This is a genomic window from Bradyrhizobium sp. USDA 3364, from assembly GCF_054056355.1.
The window spans coordinates 6,432,751-6,455,818 of record NZ_JBSRYG010000002.1 but is presented as its reverse complement, the minus strand read 5'-3'; the positions used below and the strand labels follow the sequence as shown (position 1 = coordinate 6,455,818).

Genomic DNA, 23,068 nt, shown 5'->3' with positions numbered 1-23,068 from the left:
TTGGTTTGAGAACTGTTGATCCGAGGACCGCGACCTTCGTCAGTTGCCCTTCGGTGGCTCGACGAGCGAGCAACCGCCCTGGTCGAGCGGCCGGAAGGCTTCCGGCCCTGTGAGCACGCCGACCTGCTCCAGCAGATCCCACTTGCTCTTGGATGCAGCCGGGCTCTTCACTTTCAGGATGTACATGTTGTGGATGGCACGGCCGTCGGCGCGCACCACGACCGGCCCGAACAAGGCGTCGTCGATCGGCGTCTCCTTCAGCTTCTGGATCACGGCCGGCGCGTCATTGGTCCCCGCCGCCAAGGCCGCATTCAGATAGGCCAGCACCGAGGAATAGACGCCGGCGTGGAATGCGGTCGGCGATTGCCCGTGCTGCCGCTCGCTGAACCTGGCCGACCAGGCGCGGCTGGCATCGTTGAGGTCCCAGTAGAACGGCTGGGTGATGATCAGCCCTTCGCCGACCGCAAGTCCGCTCGACTCGACATCATTGGTGGTGGTCAACAGCGCCGCGAAGGTGCGTCCGCTCTGCTTCAGCCCGAACTCGGCGGATTGCTTGATCAGGCTGACGGTGTCGCCGCCGGCAGTCGCGAACGCGATCACGTCGGCGCCGGATCCTTCGGCCTGCAGAATGAAGGAGGCATAGTCCGCATTGTTGATCGGGACGTTGACCGATCCGAGAACAGTCCCGCCACCGGCGCCGATCACCGCCGTCCCGTCGCGCACCATCGACTTGCCGAGCGCATTGTCGGTCGCGATGAAGTACCATTTCTTGCCGCCGTGACGCACGAGATAGGCGCCGATGGTGTGCGAGGCCGCCCAGGTGTCGAAGGTCCACTGAATCGTATTGGGCGAGCAGTATTTCCCGGTCAGGTCCGAAGACGCCGCACTCGATGCGATCAGCGCCGCTTTGCTGCCGCGCACGACCTCGTTGACGGCAAGCCCGACGGCCGAGTTCGGCACGTCGGCGACCGCATCGACCTTCTCCTGATCGATCCAGCGGCGCGCGATGGCAGCACCGACGTCGGCCTTGTTCTGGTGATCGGCCGAGACGATCTCGACTTTGAAATCCGGATGAAGCCGCATGAAGTCCTCGGCCGCCATTTTGGCGGCCGTCACCGAGCCTTCGCCGGCATTGTCGGAGTAAGGACCGGACGCGTCATTGAGCACGCCGATCTTCAAGCTGCGCGCAGCGTCCGCCGACGCGGGCGCACTGGCGCAAACAGCCAGCAGCGATATTCCCACAATGTGCGAAAGATACTTCATTGGTTCCACCCGCCTTATGTTGTTCTCTTAGAGATCGAGCACGAGCGTGCGTGACTTGGCGCCTGAGCAGCAGATCATGACGCTCTTGTTCGCCGCTTGGTCTTCTTCGCTCAGAAACTGGTCGCGATGATCGGGTACGCCCTCGAGCACACGTGTCTCACAGGTGCCGCAGACCCCTTCGGTGCAGGCGTAGTTCGCGGCAATGCCGGCATCCAGCAGCGCATCGAGGATGGTCTTGCCCGCCTCGACCGCGATCGTTCGATTGCTTCGCGCCAGCTTGACGTCGAAGCCCCCCTCGGTGGCCGGAGCTTCCCGCGCCTTGAAATATTCGACATGCACATGATCGGCCGGGCGGCCGGCCGACGCCGCCTCGAATGCCGCGAGCATGGGCACCGGACCGCAGCAGTAGAGGTGGGCGTGAGCCGGCGCGCTCGTGATGATCGCCCGGAGATCGAAAACACGTCCCGATCGCTCGTCGTCGAAATCGAGATGAACCCGCGAATGATCGGATCGAAACGCGCCGAGCTCGTCGAGAAATGCAGCGGCGGCGCGCGTCCTCGCGGCGTAGAACAGCTCCCAGCGGCGTCCGAGCGCTTCCAGGCGCCGGATCATCGACAGCAGCGGCGTGATGCCGATGCCGCCGGCGATCAGGACCGAGTGCTCGGCTTCTTCGTGAAGCGCGAAGTTGTTGCGCGGCCCGGCGATCGTGATGACGTCCCCGACCCTGACGGTGTCGTGGACGAAGCTGGAGCCGCCCCGGCTCTCTGCATCCTTGTTGACGGCGATGACATACCGGTGCCGTTCCCGCTGATCGTTCACCAGCGAGTAGCTGCGGGTCATGCCGTTCGGCAGATGCAGGTCGATATGGCTGCCGGCGGTGAACGGGGCCAATTCGCTGCCCGTCCGCGCGATCAGCTCGTAGGAATGGATCCGCTCGGCCTCGTGGCCGATGCGCTTGACCAGGACCTCCTGGCTAGCCGCGTTCACAGCTCATACCCGAAATCGGCACCGAGCTTCGCCCGCATGAACGGCCCGCCGACGTCGACCCAGGAATCCTCCGGCGGCAGCCGCAGCGACACCGCGCGCACCATGAACACGTCGGGGTCCGACACGCCCTTGGGCCTGATCGCATGATCGCGATAGGCGCCGAGCGCCTCCAGGATAAAGCGCCGTGTCATCGCGATGCCGGTATCGCTCGAGCAGAGCGTCTCCTTGGTGCGATCGAAGATCGGCGAGACGCCGCTCTGACACGCACCGTCCTGCACCCAGAGCCCCGGCAGGCCGGAGAACCAGGTGGTCCGCTGCGCCTCGTAGTCGAACTGGAAGCCGTTCTGCGGATTGTATTTGGTCCAGTAGCCGGCATAAGGGACCGTCACCGGATGCTGAACGAGCGCGTGTCGGCTGGCATGCCCACTCTCGCGGCCCTTGTATCCTTCGGCGAAGACCTGCCGCGTTTTCTCCAGCAGCGGTTCCGACGGGTGATAGGAGAACATGATGCAGAGCGTGTTCTCGTCATCGATCGGCACCCAGGCATGCCCGCTCAGATCGGGGAACGGAGACAGCGGAGGCACCAGCGTATAGAACGGCAGCATGAACTGGTTGACCCGCCAGTACAGCGTGTTGGCATCGTAGTTGCGCCGCGCTGCGATGCTCATGCCGAAATCCTGCTTGATGCATTCGAAGGTCGGACGCAGGTCGCGCTTCTGGATCCAGGCGCTCGTCGTACCCTGGGCGTCCAGCCGCCCGTGCAGCAGCGGCGCGTGTGCCGAGTCGATCTCGCCCTCGACGGCCTGCAGCCAGTTGCACTCCTGAACGCGAACCGAGATGTGCACCTGCTCGGCCGGCACCAGATTCCATTCGAGGTTCGGCAGCGGCGGAAGCTCGGCCTGGTCGGGACCCATATAGGTCCAGATCATCCCGTTGCGCTCCTTGCAGGGATAGGCCTTGATCCGCACCCGCTCCTTGAGGCGGCTGCGCACCGGCTCCGCCGGCATGTCCGTCACCGCGCCGGTGACGTCGAATTTCCAGCCGTGATAGACGCAGCGCAGCCCGCAATCCTCATTTCGTGCGAAGACCAGCGGCGCGCCGCGATGCGGGCACGCTTGATCGACCAATCCGACGCGGCCCTCGGTGTCGCGGAAGGCGACCAGATCCTCGCCAAGCAAACGGATGCGCTTCGGCAGCCCGTCCGTGGCGAGATCCGCCGACGGCAGGAACGGAATCCAGTACAGCCGAAACAGATCGCCGAGCGGCGTGCCCTTGCCGACCCTCACCAGGCGTTCATTGTCTTCGCGCGAGAGCATGGATTGCCTCCTTCAGTTGCGTGTGGCCGGGCCCGCCGCACCGCCGAGAAGCGCGGCGACACGGTCAGACAGTCCGAGATCTTGAGCGGTCCAAAGCGGATCGGATGCGGTGAGCGGCTTGCGCGGAACGGGAGGCTGCTTGCCCTCCTCCACCAGCTTGACGATCAATTCGATGCGCCGCCGCTCGAGCTCCCGCAATGCGTCCTCAACGACGGCGGCTTCCGCCGTGCATCCCGGAAGTTCCGGGTAGGCAACGCGGACTCGCCACTGCCCCGGCTTGGTCTCCACCGCCTCGGCCTCGAGCAGATAAGGGATCGACAGCAGCTCACGCAGGTCCAAGCTCAACCTCCCTGAACGACGTCTATGCATCGTCATTTGATACGTATACGTACTACATAGCCGGGAGGCTGGCAAGGGTCGAGCACACGATTGCATCGTGCGCGGAACAGGCTTGGACAGCGGTTCGCCACATGGGTTGAGGACGTCAGGCCAAGCTGCTAACGGCTAAGGCGAATTCGAAACATCGCAGCTGGGGTTCAACGACGGCATGGCAGCCGACAAGGGTACGAAAGCAAGCTCGGCCGCGGACGTTGCGCGCGACTGGCAACTCGAAGGCGGCGTCGGATTTCTGCTGCGGCTGCTGGAGGCCCGCTACGACGGTCTCTACCAGAGCATGACGCGCCAGAGCGACATCACGCCGCGACAGTTCGGCGTGCTGATGGCGCTGTACCAGTTGGGTCCCCTCACCCCGTCCGTGTTGGCTGAGCGGATCAGTTGCGACCGCAACACGCTGAGCGAGATGCTGAAACGGATGGTCGGGCGCCGGCTGGTCTCGAAGAAGGACAATCCGGACGATCGCCGCTCGCTCCGGGTGCAGATCACCGCCAAAGGAGAGGAAGCGCTGCTGGCCGTCATTCCGGCCGCCGCCGAGCTGCAAAACATCATGCTGGCTCCCCTGCGCAAGGAAGACCGCGCGTACTTCCTGAAATGCCTGCTGGCGATCGCGAAGGCGCCGCCGCCCGAGGGTCCGACCGATACCTGAGTTCGCCGGCGCGCGACCCGCCTAGGCCGGCGCCTTTCCGAACGTGCCCGCAGCGGCAAGCGCCGCGATTGCGTCCGGCGACAATCCCAGGATCCGCGACAGCACATCGTCCCGCTGCGCGCCGATCCCGGGAACGTGACTTCCGATCGGCGTATCGGCCCCCGACATCTGCCACGGCGCATTCACGCCGACGAAGTCGCCGGCGCCATCCGAGACGGTCCCGAACACGCCGCGCTGGCGCAGATGAGCATCCGTCAATGCGGCGCCCGGCGTCCGGTATTCGGCGCAGGGAACACCGGCGCGGTCGAGCGCCGCAATGCATTCAGCGACAGTGTGCCGCTCGGTCCATTGCTCGATCACCTGCATCATGGCGGTCCAATTGGCGCCGCGCGCCGGGATGGTCGTGAAGCGCGGATCGTTCGCCAGCACTTCCTGCCCAGTCACCTCGCACAGCGCGGCAAAATTGCGCGGCGTGACCGGGGCGATCAGGATATCGCCGTCACGCGTGCGGACCGGCCCATAGGTCGGCCGCGGCGCGCGGATCGGGAATTGTGCTTCCTGAAGCTCATAGACCAACAGGTTCAGCATGCAGTCCATCAAGGCGACATCGACGCGCTGCCCCGCCCCGGTGCGTTCACGCTGGACCATCGCGGTCTGGATCGCGGAATAGCCGAAGATGCCGCCAAGGATATCTGCAACAAAAATGGCTCCTGCCGCGGGACGCTCCCGGTCACCCGCATAGCGCATCAAAGACTGATCGAAGCCGCTCTCGGCGTGCACGATCATCGCGTAAGCGGCTCGCTCGGCGGCGGGGCCCGACTGTCCATAGCCCGAGATCGAGCAATAGATCAGGCGCGGATTGATCGCGCGAAGCGCCTCATAGCCAAGGCCGAGCCGATCCATGACACCGGGGCGGAAATTCTCGACGAGAATGTCCGCTTCCGCGACCATGCGATGCACGAGCTTGATGGCGTCCGCGTTCTTCAGGTCCAATGCCAGGCTGCGCTTGCCGGCATTGAGCTGGCCGAAATAGGTGCTGTGGCCGTCGCGCAGCGGCGTCCGCAACCGCATGTCATCGCCTTCGGGCGGCTCGATCTTGATGACCTCGGCGCCGACGTCGGCGAGCAACCGTGCGCAATACGGCCCCGCCACCATGATGGAAAAATCCAGCACGCGCACACCGGCGAGCGGCGCCCTGTCGCCATCCTTCTGCATTCGATCTCTCCTATCTCGGCAGCCCGAGCGCGCGTTGCGCGATCAGGTTGCGCTGAATCTCGTTGGTCCCGATGCTGATGACCCACATCAGCGAATGCCGCAGGTTTTGCTCGAAGCGGCCATTGTCGATCGCGCTGGGCATCTGCTCAGACAACGCGGCGCGCATCCCGAGGATGTCGAGCGCAGCCTCACCAAAGCGCTCCATCAGCTCGCCGGAGAACACCTTGCTGATCGCGCCATACTCCGGCGGCGTCACGCCATCGGCGGCAAGCTCGGTACAATGCATCATCAAGAGACGGCCGATCTCGATCTCCGATGCCAGGGTCGCCATTCTGTCGCGGACGATCGGATCGTCGGCGAGGGAGCGATCACCTTGCTTCGCCATCACATGCGAACGCAGCTGCTCGAAGGCGTGCGCGACCTTCAGGACGATCCCGCCACCGACCAGCCCGCGCTCGAAGGCCAGCGCGCCGGTCAGCACCTTCCAGCCGCCATTGACTTCGCCGACAATGTTTTCGGCCGGAATGCGGACGTTGTCGTAGAAGATATTGGCAAAGGTGCCGTCATACATCGTGCTGGATGGACGGATCGTGATGCCCGGCGCGTCCATCGGCACGATGAACATGCTGATGCCGGCATGCGGCGGCCTCGCATCCTTGTCGGTCCGTGCAGCGAGGAACATGTACTTGCCCCACCAGGTGGTGGTCCAGATCTTCTGGCCGTTGATCACCCAGTGATCGCCGTCCCTGACGGCACTGGTATGCAGCGCCGCGAGATCCGACCCTGCCTGCGGCTCGCTGTAACCCATGCCGTGCATGGCTTCGCCGCGCAGGATTTCCGGCAAGTATTCTTGCTGCTGCTCGGGTGTGCCGAACATCATCAACGCATTGGCCTGGATCGCCGCGCCGATCCGCGGCGCCTCGCCCCGCTCCATCGTCTCCATGAAAGCGACCTGTTCCAGCGGAGAGCGTGCCTGGCCGCCGAATTGCTCCGGCCATCCGAGGCCTATCCATCCGGTCTCCCCCATGCTTCGAGCAAAGCCGGCATCGAATTCGCGCTTGGCGAATGGCCTCTGGTCGAACGCGCGCTTCGTGTTTCCGATCCAGTTTTGCTCGAGCCACAGCCGGACCTGCTCACGAAATTCGTTACCAGCAGGCCCGAGGTCGTATTGCGGCAGCCCGGCGCCACCCGCATCGAGCAGCCGCGCGGCCAGTCTGCGCCTTGCATCCGAGGCGCCGCCGAGCGCGATCGTATCGAGATGCACGCGCTTGAAATGGATTGGCGCCTCGTGCTCGTCGGCATAGCCGATCGCACCGAACGTGTGCTGGGTCTCCAGTGAAACCTGCCGCAGCGCATGACCTGAAAATGCCGATGCGCATTCGGCGAAATGCCGCCAGTCCCCGTCGCCGCCATCATGCAGTCTTGCGGTATGATCGAGGATCAGCCTGACGCCTTCGAGCGCGATCAGGCTGTTGGCGAGCTTGTGCTGGATGGCCTGGAACTTGCCGATCGGGTGCCCGAACTGGTGCCGTTCCTTGGCGTAGTCCACCGCCAGCTCAAACGCACGCCGCGCCGCACCATAGGCGCGCGCGGTCAACGCCGCCTTGCCCTTGATGCGGAGATCCTCCAGATCGACCGTCCCAACGGGAAGGCGTATGAGCGGCGCGGTGCTCAGCCTGATCTCGTAGAGGCCCCACGCCCCCATCGCGCGGGTCGCGACACATTCGACACCGGGCCCGCGCAGATCGATCAGCGCAAGATGAGCCTGATCGAGCGCGACCAGGAGATGCGTAGCGCCTCCCGCAGCTTCGACAAAACGAAGCACGCCCGTTGCCTTGAGGTCCGCGACCTCAGCCGACCCCGTGCCGGCATCCGGATCCAGCGCACCGAACGAGAAGGCGACGGTCGCCTCCCCCGAATGCAGCCGCTCCAGCAGATCCACCGCGGCGTCGACCTGCGAGCCGGAGATCGCCAGGTTGGCGAGCGCCGCCGACCACATCGGCGCCGGACATCCGGCCCGGCCAAGCTCCGCCATGACGACGAGAATCTCGGCAAGGCCGCCTTCGCCGCCCTCCGCACCGAGCGCCGCCACGCCCTGCCCGACCAGCTTGCGCCAGATCGCCGACACCTCGGCCGGCGAGGAGGACGCCGTTACACCCAGCGGACGCCAATGCTCGTCAAGGAAACCGCGCAAGGAGTCGCGCAGCATTCCCAAGACATCGTCGTCCGACGCTTCGATCGCCGCCATCGGTCCGGCCTATCCCTGGCCGAACCTTGGCTTGCGCTTCTCCTTGAACGACATGGTCGCTTCCTTGTGGTCCGCGGTCTCGAACGTCACCTGCTCCAGCGCCATCGAGGCCTCCAGCAGCATGTTGACGCGCTCCTTGACGATCTGGTTGATCGACAGCTTGGTCCAGCGAATGGCCCAGGTCGGCCCGTTCGCGAGCTCGACCGCGATCGCACGGGCCTTGGCCAGCACTTCCGCGCGCGGCGCGACATGATTGACCAGCCCGATCCGCTCCGCCTCGTTGCCCTTCAGGAGCGTGCCGCGGATCAGGAACTCCTTGGCCTTGTTGATGCCGATCAAGAGCGGCCAGACCACCGTGCCGCCATCGCCCGCGACCAAGCCAACGCGCGAGACATGGGTGTCGCCGATCCGCGCATCTTCAGCCATCACGGTGATGTCGCAGAGCAGCGCGTGGGTCGCCGCGAGGCCGATGGCGTCACCATTGATCGCGGCGATGATCGGCTTGTCGAGCTCGAGCTGGCGGGTGACGCCCCGCCGGCTGATCATGGGATCGTGCACCTCGCCCTCTTCCAGCACGTCGCCGCCCGGCCGCTCCGACATCGCCTTGACGTCACCGCCGACGCTGAAGAAGTCGCCGGCGCCGGTCAGCACCACGGCATTGACGGCGTGGTCGTCGGCGAGATCGTCCCAGATCGTCCGCAGTTCGCGGATCAGCTTCTGATTGATGGCATTGCGGGCCCGCGGGCGATTCAAGGTCACAGTCGCGACTTTGTCCGCGACCTCGACCGTTAGACACTCATATTTGGCGTAACTGGACACGTTTGCCTCCATTGTTATTGCTGCTTGAGTTGTTGATTGACTGGCGGGTTGGTGCTAGCGGCGCATCCCGGGCTGCACGTCGGCCAATGCGACGTGCAATGACATGGCGCCCGGATCCTGCTCCAGCATGCGCTGCACGGACTCGAGGTGCGACCGCAGCAGCCGGCTTGCCAGCTCCACGTTTCGCTCGCTCAGCGCCGCCAGGAATTGCCGCCGCTTCTCCGCCAGCCGCGCCATCGCAACCCCGCTGGAGGCCACCTTGGCATAGACGAATCGCATGTGGATCTCGGTGACGGAGTCCACGATCATCGCGATCACCTTGTTGCCGGTCGACGCCGCCAGCAGCTTGTAGAACTCACGCGAGCATTCGACCCGGTCGAGCAACCGCCCCTCCTTGGTCGCAAGCTCCGTCCGCTCGATATTGGCTTCCAGCGCGTCGAGGTCGGCGCGGCGTGCATTCGCACAGGCGAGCTGCACCACGAGGTCCAGCACGTGGACCCGCGCCTCCGACAATTCCCGCACGGAGATCGTCCCGAGGCTCAGCATGTCGCGCATGACCTCGTTCATGCGGCGGGTGTCGCCCTGCTGGATGAAGGCGCCGCCCTTGACGCCCTTCTGCAATCGAAGCACGCCGGCCATCTCCAGGCTGCGCAGCGCTTCCCGCAATACATTGCGGCTGACGCCGAGCTGCTGCGCCAGCTCGCGCTCGGCCGGCAATTTGTCGCCGGGCTTCAGCACGCCGAGCGCGAGCTGCTCGCGAATCCGCTCGCAGATCTCCTCGAACGTCCGCCTGGTGTGGATCGGCTTGAATGTCGGCGCGGCGGCGGAGCCGGCCGCACGATGGTCGACGGCCCGCTCCCGCCGGTTCGGCGAGGCGGTGCGGGAGCGCTGCGGCGCGCGAGGGCTTGACTTGGTGCTCATGCGGTGAATTATTAAATGGATCACCCATTCAATGGAAGCCCTTTTTTTGGCTTCCAGCAAAGAAAGCCAAACGGGAGTCCGCATGAGTTTTTCCGAGGAGCAAGTCGCGTTCCGCGACAACGTGCGCCGGATGGTCGCCAGGCATGTGGCGCCGATCGCCGCCGAAATCGACGAGACCGACCGCTTCCCGACCGAGTTGGTCAAGCTGTTCGGCGAGATGGGGCTGATGCAGCTCTGGGTGCCAGAGCGCTATGGCGGACCGAACGGCAACCTGACCATGGCCTGCATCGCGCGCGAGGAGATCTCGAAGGTCTCGCCCGCCTGCGCATCGATCGCGGCGCTCAACACCATGTTCATCATGCCACTGCTGCATTTCGGCTCGGAAGAGCAGCGCAAGAAGTATCTGCCGATCATCGCCCAGGGCGGCGTGGTCACCGCGATCGCGATCTCGGAGCCGCAGGCCGGCTCCGACGTCGCCGCGCTCAACACCCGCGCCCGCAAGGACGGCGACAGCTATGTCCTGAACGGCCGCAAGCAATGGTGCAGCTACGGCGTCGTCGCCGACTACATCGTCGTAATGGCGCGCACCAGTGACGGCGCCGGCGCCGACGGCATCAGCGCCTTCATCGTCGAGCCGAAGAAGATGCCGGGCATCACGTTCGGCCGCCACGAGCGCAAGATGGGCTTTCGCGGCGCTCCCAACACGCCGATCTTCTTCGACAATGTCCGGGTTCCGGCCGAAAACCTCGTCGGCGAGGAGGGCAAGGGCTTTCGCGCGTCGATGCGCGCGCTCGATCTCAACCGCCCGACCATCGGCGCCCAGTCGGTCGGCCTTGCGCAAGGCGCGCTCGATGCCTGCATCGCCTATGCAAAGGAGCGCAAGCAGTTCAAGCAACCGATCGCCGAGTTCCAGGGCGTCCAGTTCATGCTCGCCGACATGGCGATGCAGATCGAGGCGGCCCGCGCGCTGGTCTATGAATGCGCCCGCGCCGGCGATGGCGGCGACTGGAAGCGTCTCAACGTGCTTGCCAGCATGGCGAAGTGCGTCGGCAGCGACATGGCCATGAAGGTCACGACCGACGCGGTCCAGATCTTCGGCGGCTACGGGTACACTATGGACTACCCGGTCGAACGCATGATGCGCGACGCCAAGCTGACCCAGATTTTCGAAGGCACCAACCAGATCCAGCGCGTGGTGATCGCCCGTGAGCTGCTGCGCTAGCCCAGACCCATTTCAACAAGAAACGAATTAAAGGGAGGAACGACCTTGAACCACATCATCGACCGGGCGTTGGCGGCCATCGCGCTGTCCGCCCTATTGGCGGCACCTGCCTACGCGCAGAAGGCCTACGGTCCCGGCGCGAGCGACACCGAGATCAAGCTCGGCCAGTCGACGCCGCTGAGCGGCCCGGCCTCCGCCTTCGGGGCGGGCGCCGGGCGCGCCGTGGTCGGCTATTTCGAGATGCTGAACGCGAAAGGCGGCATCAACGGCCGCAAGATCAACTTCACCCAGCTCGACAACGCCTACAGCGCACCGAAGGCCGTCGAGCAATCGCGCAAGCTGATCGAGGACGTCGGTGTCCTGGCCGAGGTCGGCACCATCGGCACCGCGCCCAACGTCGCAATCCAGAAATACCTCAACGCCAAGCAGGTGCCGCAACTCTTCATCACTGCCGGCGGACGCCGCTTCAACGATCCCAAGACGTTCCCTTGGACGATCCCGCTCTATCCGGACTTCGAGACCGAAGGCCGCGTCGTCGCCAGGTACATCCTGACCGCAAAGCCTGACGTCAAGATCGGCGTGCTCTACCAGAATGACGACTACGGCAAGGATTATCTCAAGGGTCTCCGCGCCGGTCTCGGTCCGAAGGCCGAGCTGATCGTCGCGCAGGCCTCCTACGAACTCGCCGACCCGACGATCGACTCGCAGATCGTCCAGCTGAAGGCCGCCGGCGTCGACACGTTGATCGAGCAGTCGTCGTCGAAGGCCGCGGCCCAGTCAATCCGCAAGGTCTACGAGCTCGGCTGGAAGCCGCTGCACGTGATTGGCGGCTCGACGGCGTCGGTCGAAACCATCCTGAAGCCGGCAGGCCTGGAAGCATCGAAGGGGCTGGTCACCACGCAGTTCCTCAAGCAGCCGGGTGATCCTGCTTGGGCGAATGATGAGGAAGTCAAGGCGTACAAGGATTTCCTCAAGACATACGCCCCGTCAGCCAATCCTGACGACTATTCCGTGCTCGTCGCCTATATGAACGTTCACGCGGTCGAGCTCGCCTTGCGCAAGTGTCGGGACCAGTTGACCCGCGAAAATCTGATCAAACAAGCCACCTCGATGGACGGCGAACGATTGCCGATGATGCTCCCGGGCGTGTCGATCAGCACCAGGCCGCAGGACTATACGCCCTTCAGAACCCTGCGGATTGCGACATTCGACGGATCAAGTTGGTCCTTGACCGGCGAGCCTCTGTCCGCCGATTAGACGGAGGCACTGAAAGAGCCTGACGGTCCCAACCACGTCGCTATTCCGCGGCCGCGCGCAACTGACTGCTGAAATAGCGCGCGCTGCCAGCCGCGGAGCACCAGCGAATCGGTATCGGACACACCATCTTCGGTGAAGCCGGGGCCCCGGCCACGACTCGCCCGGCTTCTCGGCATGACAGATGATGAAGAGCGTGAGCGCGTCCATGACAGCCTCGCGAGAAAGTTGCATGATGGGAAATGAATTCGGGCAGGTTGATGCTGTCCCCGATCAAGCCCCCGCTTCATGAACGGCGTCACACCTTGCGAAAACTCGACCGGTACTGCGCCGGCGACACGCCGAGCCGTTCGCTGAACACGATGCGCATCCGGTCCGCCGAGCCGAAGCCGCAGTCGAAGGCGACCGCCTTCAGCGGCCGGTCCGAGCCCTCGAGCAGCCGGCGCGCGGCGTCGACGCGGGCGCGCTCGACGAATTCGTGCGGCGTGATGCCGGTCTCCTGCGCGAAGGCGCGGCCGAAATTGCGCACGCTCATGCCGACGGCCTCGGCCAGCGACTGCAACGTGTGGCGCTCGCCGACATGCTGCATGACATGGGCCTGCGCGCGCGCAATCGGCGAATCCTCGTCGACCGGCGCGGTGAGATAGGGACTGAACTGCGACTGCCCGCCCTGCCGCTGCGCCACCACGACCAGCCGCTTGGCCACCGCGACCGCAACCTGCGGCCCATGACGCTCGGCCACCAGCGCGAGCCCGAGATCGATCCCCGCGGTCACGCCGGCCGAGGTCATCAGCTTGCCGTCGCGGATGTAGATCCGGTCAGGGATCACCTCGGCGCCGGGAAAGCGCGCCGCGAGCCGCTGCGCATTCTGCCAATGCGTCGTCACCTTGTGGCCGTCGAGCAGGCCGGCATGGCCCAGCGCAAACGCGCCGGTGCAGATCGAACCGTAGAGTTCTGCGCGCTCGGGCGCCGCGCGCAGCCACCGCGTGAGATCGGGATCAGGCTCGGCGTCGGGCAAAGCGGGCCACCACCGGCAACAAGCAGAATGTCGAACTTCTCTGTTGCCTCGCTGAAGCTGAGATCGGCCGATATCTTCATGCCGCTCGATGCGCGCAGCGGTTCGCGTCTGGCGCCGACCAGCACGGTCTCATAGCCATCACCCGCGGGCACGAAGCCGTTCGTTTCCGCGAACACGTCGACGGGGCCGGCGACATCGAGCGCCTGAACCCCTTCGTGAATCGCGATCGCGACCTTCTGAATCGCCATACCATCTCCCTGCCCGCTGGCGCGAAACGACGTCACCTTGGCCCGATCTGGCGGCGCGCGAGCGTTGCGGGAACGGGCCCGGACAGGCGAGAAAGTCACCACGGATCGCACCACCAGGCGATCCGAACACATCGCAGAGACCAGCGCTGCCGCGTGCTAGTTGGCACGCCACGGCATCGTCTTGCCACATCGAGGAGCGTCTTGAAATGACCGAGATCATCGCCGGCATCCGCGTACCGGACAGCGCCATGGCCCGCGCCGCGACCCAGTTGGTGCGCGATACCGAGGACGATTTGCTCTACAATCACAGCCGCCGTGTGTTCTTCTGGGGCGCGCTGACCGGCAACCGCCGCAAGCTGAAATTCGATCCCGAGCTGCTGTATATCGGCGCCATGTTCCACGACATGGGCCTGACCGCGGCCCATGCCAGTCCCGATCTGCGCTTCGAGGTCGACGGCGCCAACGCCGCGCGCGACTTCCTGAAGGGCTATGGCGTGCCGGAACGCGACATCGAGGACGTCTGGACCTCGATCGCCCTGCACACCACGCCCGGCGTCCCCGAGCATATGCGTCCGACCATTGCGCTGGTCACCGCCGGCGTCGAGATGGACGTGCTCGGCATCGCCTATGACGATTTCTCGCACGAGCATCGCGCCCACGTCTGCGCGCACCATCCGCGCGAGGCGAACTTCAAGGAAAACATCATCGATCATTTCGCCAGCGGCACCATTAAGAAGCCGCTAACCACCTTCGGCAACGTCAAGGCCGACGTGCTGGCGCTGAAGGACATGAACTACACTAGGTTGAACTTCTGCTCGATCATCCTCGGCTCGAAATGGCCGACCTGAGGTAACGCCCGTTCGACTTCCTGCACCGGGTCCGGAGGAAGTGCGCTCAATCGGAAAAAAGGGCCTGGACGTCCTCTTCCGTGAGTCCAACGCCAAGGCGTCCTTCGGAATCGAAAATGCTGTCGGCCAGCGCGCGCTTGCGGGCCTTCAGTTCGTCCATTTTCTCTTCAATCGTACCGGCAGTGACCAATCGATATACAAAAACAGCCTTGTCCTGACCGATGCGATGAGCACGATCGATGGCCTGTTCCTCAACCGCGGGATTCCACCAGGGATCGAAGATGATCACGGTGTCCGCGGCCGTCAGGTTGAGCCCGACACCACCGGCCTTCAGGCTGATCAGGAACAGGTCGGCGTCCCCGTCCTGAAACCCCTCGATGGCGCTCCTGCGGTCCTTCGTTTCTCCGGTCAGCACGCTGTACCTGATCGCGAGCGCGTCGCAGCGCTTGCGGATCAGTGCCAGCATGGAGGTAAACTGCGAGAATACGATGATCTTGCGCTTCTCGCTCAGGAGTTCCTCGACCATCTCCATCAGCCGATCGAGTTTTGCGGACGGACGCTTGATGCCGTCGTCCAGGTTCAAGAGTGCGGGATCGCAGCAGGCCTGACGCATCCTGAGAAGCGCTTCAAGCACGACGATATGGCTCTTGGCCAGCCCGCGCTCCCGGATCGCCTTGCGGACCTTCTCCGACATCGACAGACGGATGGCATCGTACAGTTCCCGCTGGCTGCCTTCGAGGACGATGCTTTCGGCGAATTCGCTCTTCGGCGGCAACTCGACGGCCACCTCCTGCTTGGTCCGCCGCAGCAGAAACGGCCGGATGCGTTGCGTCAGCACCCGCGCGCGTCCGACGTCGGCGCGCTTCTCGATCGGCGTCCGCCAGTTGCGCACGAACGCCGCCCGCTCGCCGAGATATCCCGGGTTGGCAAAGTTCATGATCGACCAGAGTTCGCCGAGATGATTTTCCATCGGCGTGCCGGTCAGGCAAAAGCGATGCCGCGCACGGATGTCCTGGAGCCGCCGCGTCGTCGCTGCGTTGGAGTTCTTGACAGTCTGAGCCTCGTCCAGCACCGCGATGTGCCATTCACGCGCAAGCAGCACCTCGTGATCGCGCACGATCAGCGGATAGGTTGTAAGAACGAGATCGTGATCGGCAATCGCTTCGAAGCTTTTCCTGCGGTCAGGGCCGTGCAGGACGAGAACCCTCAAGCCTGGCGTGAACTTGCGCGCCTCGTTCAACCAGTTGGTCATCAGGCTTGTGGGAGCGACGACGATCGCAGGATCCGTCAGATGACCGCGCGCCTTCTCTAGCGCCAGCAACGCCAAGACCTGAACGGTCTTGCCCAATCCCATGTCGTCGGCCAGCACGCCGCCCAAGCCGCTCTCCCTGAGCAGGTCGAGCCAAGCCACGCCCTGGGTCTGGTAGCCTCTCAAGGCCGCGTTGAAATCGGATGGCAGGACAGGATCGGGCAATCCGCGGGCGCCGAGCAATCCTGCCATGCGACGAAGATTTTCTGCGCCTCTGAAGACGAAGTGATCGGCTTCGAGACCGAGCAGAGGCACGATCTGTGCGCGAGAAAGCCGGAACTTTCCCGACGTATCGACGAACGTTTCGCCCAGAGTCAGGCTATGGAGCGCCAGTACGAGCGGAAGGAAGCGATCGGCCGCGATCGCCAGATAGCGGCCGTCAGCCAGTGGCAGGTAGACACTATCGCCATCGTCCGCGAGTTGTTTGACTGTCTCGAGCGCAAATCCGGGTTGCGATAACAGCGCCGCCAGAAGCGGGGCGAGATCGCGGCGTTCGCCATCGATCTCGATCCCGAGCGCAAGCTCGAACCAGTCGATACCGCTGCTCTCGAAGTCGGCATCGAACACCCCGGATGACGTCGCGAGCCGGTACGGGAAATCGTCGTCGATACGGATCTCGAGACCACCCGCCTGCAAGCCGGCCACATCAACATTGAGGAAGCCAAGCCAATCCATCGGCTGCGCGAAGGTCAGATCGTACGCATGTACGGCCTCGAGCAGCGGGAAGGCCGATCTCGCTTCGACCAGGCCGAGACTGATCAGTCGTGCAGTCATCTCCTTCTCTTTGGCCTTGCGTCGCGTGACGACGTAGAGGCATCCGTCCTCGAAGGACTCCACGCGATGGGCGCTTTCCGACCGTCCGATTTCGACCGGGCCGTAGCCGAAACTGAGGCGGGCGACCGGTACGCTGTCCGGCGTGCGGTCGCCGTAGTAATAGGCATGAGCCGCCTTGCGCCCCGACATCAAGCGAAGCACCGGCTTTGGATCCGTATTGACCTTGGTGGCGGCAGCCGGGGGCGCCGGCAACCAGCCGGGATCGAGGCTCGGCAACTTCTGGCCAAGGCGCTGCACGACTTGCGCGACATGGGTGTGCGGGATCGCAGGAGCGAGCAGGAGCCGACTTGCCAACCGCTCCGGCAGATTCAACCTGATCGGCCCGATCAATCCGGCGGCTTCGTCGACGTAGACCGGCGGCTCCGCATTCAGTGCCGTCGCGCCCTCAACGATCAGCAGCGGACCAATCCCGTCCCTGGTGACCTGACGCCATGTGACGCGACCGTCCCGAGCCTCGCCCCATCGCAGCGGCACTCCGCTGTGATCGCCCCAGAACGCCCGCCCCGTCGCAACAATCCGTTTCAGGACATCGGCCGAATAAGCGTGTCGGCCCGTCATGTAGCCGGCCCGAAACTCGCTGGACAGCTTTGCGAGGATGTCGATGTCGGAACCGAGATAATATTTCGGAGCACGATCAACGGAAAAATTGTCAAAGGACGGCTGCGACACCTTGCTGCCGAACTCGCCGGTCTTCAGGACTTTCACGGATGCCAGCGACACGTCCATGCAGGGAACGCCGACGCCCGATAACCCGGGCTGCAGGCAATAGAGCAATCGCTGCGTGACATCGGGCGGATAGTTTGCGTCCCGCACCGAGCGGCCGATTGTCTCGATCCATTCCGCGATCTGGTAGGGCAGCACCGCTTCAGGTCGTGCCTGGCCATTCCCCGCGGCGCCTCGCAGTTCCTGCGGTGCCACACCGGTTGACTGTGCGGGCGAACGCAAAGCCTCGAAAAGCGTCGCGGCAACATGCTTGCAATTCACGGCCATTGGACAGGTGCAGTCGCCGTCGAGGTCGACCAGTCGATCGCCGTCGAATTCCAGCTCGATATCGACCCGGTAGGACTTGCGTTCCGTGCCGCTCACGCGCGCCTGCACGCGCGTGAGATCCTCACTGATCTCCAACCCCGAGACACGGCCCTGAGCACGGTAAACGAGGGCCTTGTCCACGGCCGACCGGCTGAAGAAGCCGAGGACGTCCTTCTGTCTCACGCGCTCGGAAAGGTTCGGAACGTCAGGCATCAAGGATTGCGGTTTCAACGAGGACGGCAATCCTCCATTAACAGACCAAATATGTCGGCCAAACGGCATCGATCATAGCCTGTCCTGCTTCCACACCTTTGTCGTAGATTGCGACACACCGTGGCCGACGGACGCCCGAGTGATGAAGGCCTAAGTGGCGCGCGCCGGACCGTGGTCCGGTCCGGGATCGCGGCCGGCAGCCGCGAGCGAGAGCCGGCCCATATAGTGCGCCCAACCCTTGTCATGGCTGGCGCACTGCTCGGCATTCGGCAGACCGCTATGGGTCATGCGCAGCAGCGTGCCGCTGTCCTTGTCGATCAGGTCGATCTCGATCAGGCTCGATCCCGGCGGCACTTCCGCGCCGCCTTCCCAGCCGAAGCTGTAGGCAAGACGATGCACCGGCACGACCTCGCGGAACGCACCGCGCGCGGCGCGGCCGCGATCACTGCCGAGGCCCTTGAGCAGATAGAGCCCGCCGGGATGCAGCTCGGTCTCGGCCTCGAGCCCCATCCAGCTCACGATCTTCTGTGGATCGGTCAGGAACGCGAACACGGTTGCGGGTGGGGCTGCGATCTGGATCTCGCGTTGAACGATGAAGGCTTCAGTCATCGATCCATTCTCCATTGCCGGTGGGTCTTCAGGGATATTTCGTGACAAGGGTGGCGCATCACCCCCATGATGGGGTGATGCAATTGTCCACGACATTGAGCTGGCTGGTCGACGCCGCGGCCGAGAGCGCGAGCGCCAACCGGTTGCTGGCGGACCTCGGCAGCCACCTTATCACGGATCGCCTGCGGCTTGCCGGCGGCTCCCTGACGCTCGAAGTTCCGCACCCGCTGATTGCAAGACGTACCTGGCTGTGGCGAGCCGACAATGGCGAGGTCATCGAGGCGCTCGGATTCGCACCGGAACAGCCCTTTGCGATGCCCGACATGGTGGGCTCCGGCGATGCCGGCCGGCGCTGGCTCGCCACGCTGGCGCCCGGCCCGATCCACGAGGACACGATCGGAACGCGACCCGATGGCCCGACCCTCGCATGGATCGGGACCCGCCCCTTCACGCCTGCCGAGGCGGATCAACTGCGCGAGGCGGCGCGCTTCATGACCGCACCGCTCGCCGCGCTCGCGGCGCGCGCGACATTGACCGCGGCGCTGGAGGCCTATCTCGGCCGCCGCAGCGCGGCGCGCGTCCTGGCATCGCCGTTGCGGCGCAACACCGGAGAAACCATCCGGGCGGCGCTGCTGTTCGCCGACCTGCGCGGCTTCACTGCGCTCTCCGAAAGCCACCCGCCCGCCGAGGTGATCGCAGCGCTCGACGCCTGGTTCGACCGCATCGCCGGCGCCATCCACGCGTTCGGCGGCGAGGTGCTGAAATTCATCGGCGACGGACTGCTCGCGATCTTTCCGGTCACAACCAGCGCGCGGAGCGCATGCGAGGCGGCGTTGCGCGCGGTGGCGGCGGCGCGCGTCGGCATGGCGCATCTTGATATTGAGCGGCGCAAGCAGGGCCTGCCGCCGCTGCCGTTCGGCGCGGCGCTGCATCTCGGCGAGGTGCATTGGGGCAATATCGGCGCCGCCGACCGCCTCGACTTCACCGCGATCGGCGCCGCGGTCAATCTGGTCAGCCGGCTGGAAGGCCTTTGCAAGCCGCTGGAGCAGACCGTGCTGGTCTCGGGCGTGCTCGCCGCCGAGGTCGAGACGCCGCTGATCGCACTCGGCAGCCATGAGTTGCGCGGCATCGCACGGCCCTGCGCGGTCTTTACCCTGCCGGAGGAATGAGCCGGTCATCGGAACAGGCGCAACCACGGCGCCAGATGGAATGCGCTCATCAGTGCGTACATCGGGACCATCCCCTGCAATGAGAACGATCCCTGCATCTCACCGCAGATCATGTCGGCCGGCGCCGTCGCGGCAACCAGCGCCATCAGCGCGAAGGTCGGCGCCGCGGCGAGCGTCAGCCAGCGCGCCGCGACGGCACCGCGGCCGCCAAGCCGGCTCTTCAACCAATCCTCATGTGTCTCGATTCTGCTCATAGTTCGATCTCTCTGGAGCTGATCCATGTCGTCATGTGCTAGGCTAGGACCGGGCCTCGGAGGGCGAGAGTGACAAGTGTGTCGGGATTTGAATGGACTCGCTGATATCTGCTGCGGCGCGCGCGCTCGCGGCGGGTGATCCCCTCGGCGCACTGAAACGGGTGGCCCTGCGCGACGATGCGCCGGCGCTGGCGCTGCGCGGCATCGCGATGGCCCGGCTCGGCGACTTCACCCGCGCCAAGGAGCTGTTGCGGCGCGCCGGCCGCGCCTTCGGGCCGCGGGAAGCGATCGCGCGGGCGCGCTGCGTGGTGGCCGAGGCCGAGATCGCGCTGGTGTCGCGCGACCTCTCCTTTCCCTCGAAGAGCCTCGCCGCAGCGCGCGCGACGCTCGCGGCGCGTGGCGATGCACTCAACGCCGCGCATGCCGGCTATCTCGAAATCCGCCGCCTGCTCTTGATCGGGAGCCTCGATGCAGCCGAACGCATGCTTGACGACCTCGATCCGGCGCCGTTCCCGCCGGCGCTGCGGGTCGGCCATGAACTTGTCGTCGCCGGGATCTCGATGCGGCGGCTGCGGACCAAGCCGGCGCGCCAAGCGCTGGCACGGGCCAAGGATGCCGCACACCGCGCCGGGATCGCCGGGCTTGCCGCCGAGGTCGAGAGCACCGCGCGCCTGCTCGCCACACCAGCGGCGCGCCTGATCGCGCGCGGTCACGAGCGACCATTGCTGCTGGAGGAAGTCGAGGCCCTGATGGCATCGAAGGCGCTCGTCGTCGATGCCTGCCGCTACGCGGTGCGCGATATCAGCACCACGGTCTCGCTGACACGACGGCCGGTGCTGTTCTCTCTTGCAAGGACGCTGGCCGAATCCTGGCCGCACGACGTGTCGCGCGCCACGCTGATCGCACGCGCGTTTCGCGGCAAACATGCCGATGAATCGCACCGGGCGCGGCTGCGGGTCGAGATCGGGCGCCTGCGCCGGGCGCTGCGGCCGCTCGCCGACCTCAGCGCCACGCCTGACGGCTTCGTGCTGGAGCCGCGCGGCCGCCGCGAGGTGGCCGTGCTGGCGCTGCCGGTCGAGGAGGAGCATGCCGCGGTGCTGGCCTTCCTTGCCGACGGTGAGGCCTGGTCGAGCTCGGCGCTGTCGGTGGCGCTCGGGGCGAGCCAGCGCACCGTGCAGCGGGCGCTCGACGCACTGGCCGCTACCGGCAAGGTGCAGTCGGTCGGCCGCGCCCGGGCCCGGCGCTGGATGACGCCGCCGGTGCCGGGATTCACGACGACGTTGTTACTCCCTGCCCCGCTGCCGAACGGCTAGCATCTGGCCGCGATCACAAAGGAGCACAGCATGAAGAAGTCCGAAGCCGAGATCATCCGGGAATATGCCTTCGAAGGCGTCGAGAGCGTGGGCGGCGTCAGCTTCGACGGCGAGCAGGTCTGGTTCGCGGCCGGCGGCCAGCTGGTCGCGTTCGATCCCGACAGCGGCAAGACCACCCGCACCCTCGACATCGCGGCCCATGCCGGCACCGCCTTCGACGGCAAGCACCTCTATCAGATCGCCGAGGACCGCATCCTCAAAATCGAGCCGGACAGCGGACGCGTGCTGTCGACGATCCCCTCGCCCGGCGGCGGCCGCGATTCCGGCCTTGCCTGGGCGGAAGGCTCGCTATGGGTCGGCCAGTATCGCGACCGCAGCATCATCCAGGTTGATCCGGAGACCGGCAAGGTCCTGCGGACCATCGAAAGCAACCGCTTCGTCACCGGGGTGAGTTGGGTTGATGGCGAACTCTGGCATGGTACCTGGGAAGAGGACGAAAGCGACGTACGGCGCATCGATCCGCAGACCGGCGAAGTGCTCGAGCGGATCGAGATGCCGCAGGGCGTGAACGTCTCCGGACTCGAATCCGACGGCAAGGACCGGTTCTTCTGCGGCAGCGGCTCGACCAACAACAAGGTGCGCTCCATCCGGCGACCGAAGCGCAGCCGCGCGTGAAGCAATCTGCGCTGAACGGACCGCTTCACGCGAGCACGACGTCTATGCCGGCGCGGGCACCGCATTGGGCCGCGCTGCCGGCATCGGCCGGAAGGTCATCATGATCAGGAACGCGCCGAGGCCGACGGCCCAGGAGCCGACATAGAGCCACGTATAGCTCGCAAAGGTGTCGTAGATCAGGCCGCCGGCCAAGGGGCCGGTCGCCATGCCGAGGCTGCCGGCCATCGCGGTGCCGCCGATCACGGTGCCCATCATGCGCAGCGGGAAGTTCTCGCGGATCAGCACGGAATACAACGGCATGGTGCCGGCATAGATGAAGCCGAAGATCGCCGCGACCGCGTAGAACGCCGCAAGCTCACGGACGAAGACATACCCGAGCGCCCCGAATGCCTGCGCCAATAGCCCGAGCACCAGCACCCGCTTGGCACCGAAGCGGTCGCCGAGCAGGCCGAAGGCGATGCGGCCACCCATGCCGGCGAGCCCTTCCACGCTGTAGATCGTCACCGCGGCAATCATCGGAATGCCGCAGGTGACGGCGTAACTCACCGTGTGGATGATCGGGCCCGAATGGGTGGCGCAGCAGAAGAAATTGGTCGCGATCAGGATGATGAATTGCGGCGAGCGCAGCGCCTGCCCCAGCGACATTGGCGGCTCCCCGTTCTCGGAAGCCGCGGCGGCATGGTCGCCTTGCAGCGCCGGCGGGCGGCGCACCAGGAATGAGACCGGGATCATGATCGCGCCGACGACGGCTGACACGATCAGCATCGCGGTGCGCCAGTCATGGTGGGAGATCAGCCAGGCCGCGAACGGCGACATCGTCATCGGCGCCATGCCCATGCCCGCTGAAACCAGCGAGACGGCGAGACTGCGATGGGTGTCGAACCAGCCGGTGACGCAGGCCATCATCGGGGCGAAGATCGCCGCGGTCGCCGCACCGACCAGGCCGCCGAAGAGGCATTGAAACGCCAGCAGCGACGGCGCCAGGCTTGCGAGCGCAAGGCTCGCCGCCAGCACGACCGATCCGGTCAGCACCACCGGAAGCGGCCCGAACCGGTCGGACAGCGTGCCCCAGATCATGCTGGTGAAGGCCATCGCGAGGAAGCCGATGGTCATCGCGCTGGAGATGCCGGTCACCGACCAGCCGGTCTCGCGCGCCATGGGCTGGAGGAACACCGGCAACGAAAACATGCCGCCGATCGCGACGCAGCCGAGCAGGCCGCCGGCCGCGACGATCACCCAGCGATAGGTCGAATTACTCATTC

At 65.3% G+C, this 23,068-nt stretch carries 19 protein-coding genes and 1 pseudogene; 7 read left to right on the top strand and 13 right to left on the bottom strand.

The genetic code is table 11. The annotated features are described in order from the left end of the window. Positions 1 to 39: 39 nt before the first annotated feature. From ACVILL_RS30090 to ACVILL_RS30075, 4 genes are read right to left on the bottom strand one after another with little or no spacing between them, the layout of a single operon-like run. Positions 40 to 1,263 carry an ABC transporter substrate-binding protein gene (locus ACVILL_RS30090; protein ID WP_456732371.1) on the bottom strand — a complete coding sequence of 408 codons (1,224 nt, stop codon included), beginning with the start codon at positions 1,261 to 1,263 and terminating at the stop codon, positions 40 to 42. A gap of 27 nt (positions 1,264 to 1,290) precedes the next feature. Continuing rightward, complete coding sequence (locus ACVILL_RS30085; protein ID WP_456732370.1) at positions 1,291 to 2,250, bottom strand: PDR/VanB family oxidoreductase; 960 nt, start codon at positions 2,248 to 2,250, stop codon at positions 1,291 to 1,293. Further along, on the bottom strand, positions 2,247 to 3,566 hold the full coding sequence (locus ACVILL_RS30080; RefSeq protein WP_456732369.1) for a Rieske 2Fe-2S domain-containing protein: 1,320 nt from the start codon (positions 3,564 to 3,566) through the stop codon (positions 2,247 to 2,249). Before ACVILL_RS30080 ends, ACVILL_RS30085 begins: the two co-directional genes overlap by 4 nt. A gap of 12 nt (positions 3,567 to 3,578) precedes the next feature. Beyond that, the gene (locus tag ACVILL_RS30075; protein ID WP_456732368.1) at positions 3,579 to 3,905 is read right to left on the bottom strand and encodes a hypothetical protein; all 327 of its coding nucleotides are present in this window, start codon (positions 3,903 to 3,905) and stop codon (positions 3,579 to 3,581) included. A gap of 208 nt (positions 3,906 to 4,113) precedes the next feature. Between ACVILL_RS30075 and ACVILL_RS30070 the strand changes: the two genes are divergently transcribed. Next, a complete protein-coding gene (locus tag ACVILL_RS30070; protein WP_456732367.1) occupies positions 4,114 to 4,608 on the top strand; it encodes a MarR family winged helix-turn-helix transcriptional regulator in 495 nt (164 codons plus the stop codon). 21 nt (positions 4,609 to 4,629) lie between these two features. On the opposite strand, the gene ACVILL_RS30065 is transcribed toward ACVILL_RS30070, so the two are convergent. Genes ACVILL_RS30065 through ACVILL_RS30050 form a run of 4 tightly spaced genes read right to left on the bottom strand, consistent with a single transcriptional unit; the run spans position 4,630 to position 9,811 of the window. Continuing rightward, positions 4,630 to 5,823: a CaiB/BaiF CoA transferase family protein gene (locus ACVILL_RS30065; protein ID WP_456732366.1), complete on the bottom strand. Its 1,194-nt coding sequence runs from the start codon at positions 5,821 to 5,823 to the stop codon at positions 4,630 to 4,632. 10 nt (positions 5,824 to 5,833) lie between these two features. Further along, complete coding sequence (locus ACVILL_RS30060; protein ID WP_456732365.1) at positions 5,834 to 8,071, bottom strand: acyl-CoA dehydrogenase family protein; 2,238 nt, start codon at positions 8,069 to 8,071, stop codon at positions 5,834 to 5,836. 9 nt (positions 8,072 to 8,080) lie between these two features. Continuing rightward, positions 8,081 to 8,890 carry an enoyl-CoA hydratase/isomerase family protein gene (locus ACVILL_RS30055; RefSeq protein ID WP_456732364.1) on the bottom strand — a complete coding sequence of 270 codons (810 nt, stop codon included), beginning with the start codon at positions 8,888 to 8,890 and terminating at the stop codon, positions 8,081 to 8,083. Positions 8,891 to 8,944: 54 nt separating this feature from the next. After that, positions 8,945 to 9,811, bottom strand: coding sequence for a FadR/GntR family transcriptional regulator (locus tag ACVILL_RS30050; protein WP_456732363.1), 867 nt, complete (start codon positions 9,809 to 9,811; stop codon positions 8,945 to 8,947). An 82-nt stretch (positions 9,812 to 9,893) separates the two neighbouring features. On the opposite strand from ACVILL_RS30050, the gene ACVILL_RS30045 reads away from it, so the two are divergent. Beyond that, a complete protein-coding gene (locus tag ACVILL_RS30045; protein WP_456732362.1) occupies positions 9,894 to 11,033 on the top strand; it encodes an acyl-CoA dehydrogenase family protein in 1,140 nt (379 codons plus the stop codon). A 54-nt stretch (positions 11,034 to 11,087) separates the two neighbouring features. After that, positions 11,088 to 12,290, top strand: coding sequence for an ABC transporter substrate-binding protein (locus ACVILL_RS30040; RefSeq protein WP_456734400.1), 1,203 nt, complete (start codon positions 11,088 to 11,090; stop codon positions 12,288 to 12,290). A gap of 295 nt (positions 12,291 to 12,585) precedes the next feature. Here ACVILL_RS30040 and ACVILL_RS30035 read toward each other — a convergent pair. Next, a pseudogene (locus ACVILL_RS30035) lies at positions 12,586 to 13,553 on the bottom strand (GlxA family transcriptional regulator). Between the two features lie 206 nt (positions 13,554 to 13,759). Here ACVILL_RS30035 and ACVILL_RS30030 point away from each other — a divergent pair. Continuing rightward, positions 13,760 to 14,401, top strand: coding sequence for an HD domain-containing protein (locus ACVILL_RS30030; protein WP_456732361.1), 642 nt, complete (start codon positions 13,760 to 13,762; stop codon positions 14,399 to 14,401). A gap of 46 nt (positions 14,402 to 14,447) precedes the next feature. Here the strand turns inward: ACVILL_RS30030 and ACVILL_RS30025 are convergent, their stop codons facing one another. Both ACVILL_RS30025 and ACVILL_RS30020 read right to left on the bottom strand, forming a co-directional pair. After that, positions 14,448 to 17,786, bottom strand: a complete 3,339-nt coding sequence (locus ACVILL_RS30025) for a DEAD/DEAH box helicase (RefSeq protein WP_456732360.1) — start codon at positions 17,784 to 17,786, stop codon at positions 14,448 to 14,450. Positions 17,787 to 17,936: 150 nt separating this feature from the next. Next, a complete protein-coding gene (locus tag ACVILL_RS30020; protein WP_456732359.1) occupies positions 17,937 to 18,395 on the bottom strand; it encodes an SRPBCC family protein in 459 nt (152 codons plus the stop codon). 77 nt (positions 18,396 to 18,472) lie between these two features. Here ACVILL_RS30020 and ACVILL_RS30015 point away from each other — a divergent pair, with 77 nt between their 5' ends. After that, positions 18,473 to 19,564 (top strand): adenylate/guanylate cyclase domain-containing protein, encoded by a 1,092-nt coding sequence (locus tag ACVILL_RS30015; RefSeq protein ID WP_456732358.1) that lies wholly within the window; start codon positions 18,473 to 18,475, stop codon positions 19,562 to 19,564. Positions 19,565 to 19,569: 5 nt separating this feature from the next. Here ACVILL_RS30015 and ACVILL_RS30010 read toward each other — a convergent pair whose 3' ends face one another. Next, on the bottom strand, positions 19,570 to 19,818 hold the full coding sequence (locus tag ACVILL_RS30010; protein ID WP_456732357.1) for a hypothetical protein: 249 nt from the start codon (positions 19,816 to 19,818) through the stop codon (positions 19,570 to 19,572). 92 nt (positions 19,819 to 19,910) lie between these two features. Here ACVILL_RS30010 and ACVILL_RS30005 point away from each other — a divergent pair, with 92 nt between their 5' ends. Both ACVILL_RS30005 and ACVILL_RS30000 read left to right on the top strand, forming a co-directional pair. After that, positions 19,911 to 21,131 (top strand): helix-turn-helix domain-containing protein, encoded by a 1,221-nt coding sequence (locus tag ACVILL_RS30005; RefSeq protein WP_456732356.1) that lies wholly within the window; start codon positions 19,911 to 19,913, stop codon positions 21,129 to 21,131. A gap of 30 nt (positions 21,132 to 21,161) precedes the next feature. After that, entirely contained in the window at positions 21,162 to 21,806 is a 645-nt protein-coding gene (locus ACVILL_RS30000; RefSeq protein WP_456732355.1) for a Vgb family protein, read from the top strand. Between the two features lie 42 nt (positions 21,807 to 21,848). On the opposite strand, the gene ACVILL_RS29995 is transcribed toward ACVILL_RS30000, so the two are convergent. After that, a complete protein-coding gene (locus ACVILL_RS29995; RefSeq protein WP_456732354.1) occupies positions 21,849 to 23,066 on the bottom strand; it encodes an MFS transporter in 1,218 nt (405 codons plus the stop codon). Positions 23,067 to 23,068 lie beyond the last annotated feature (2 nt).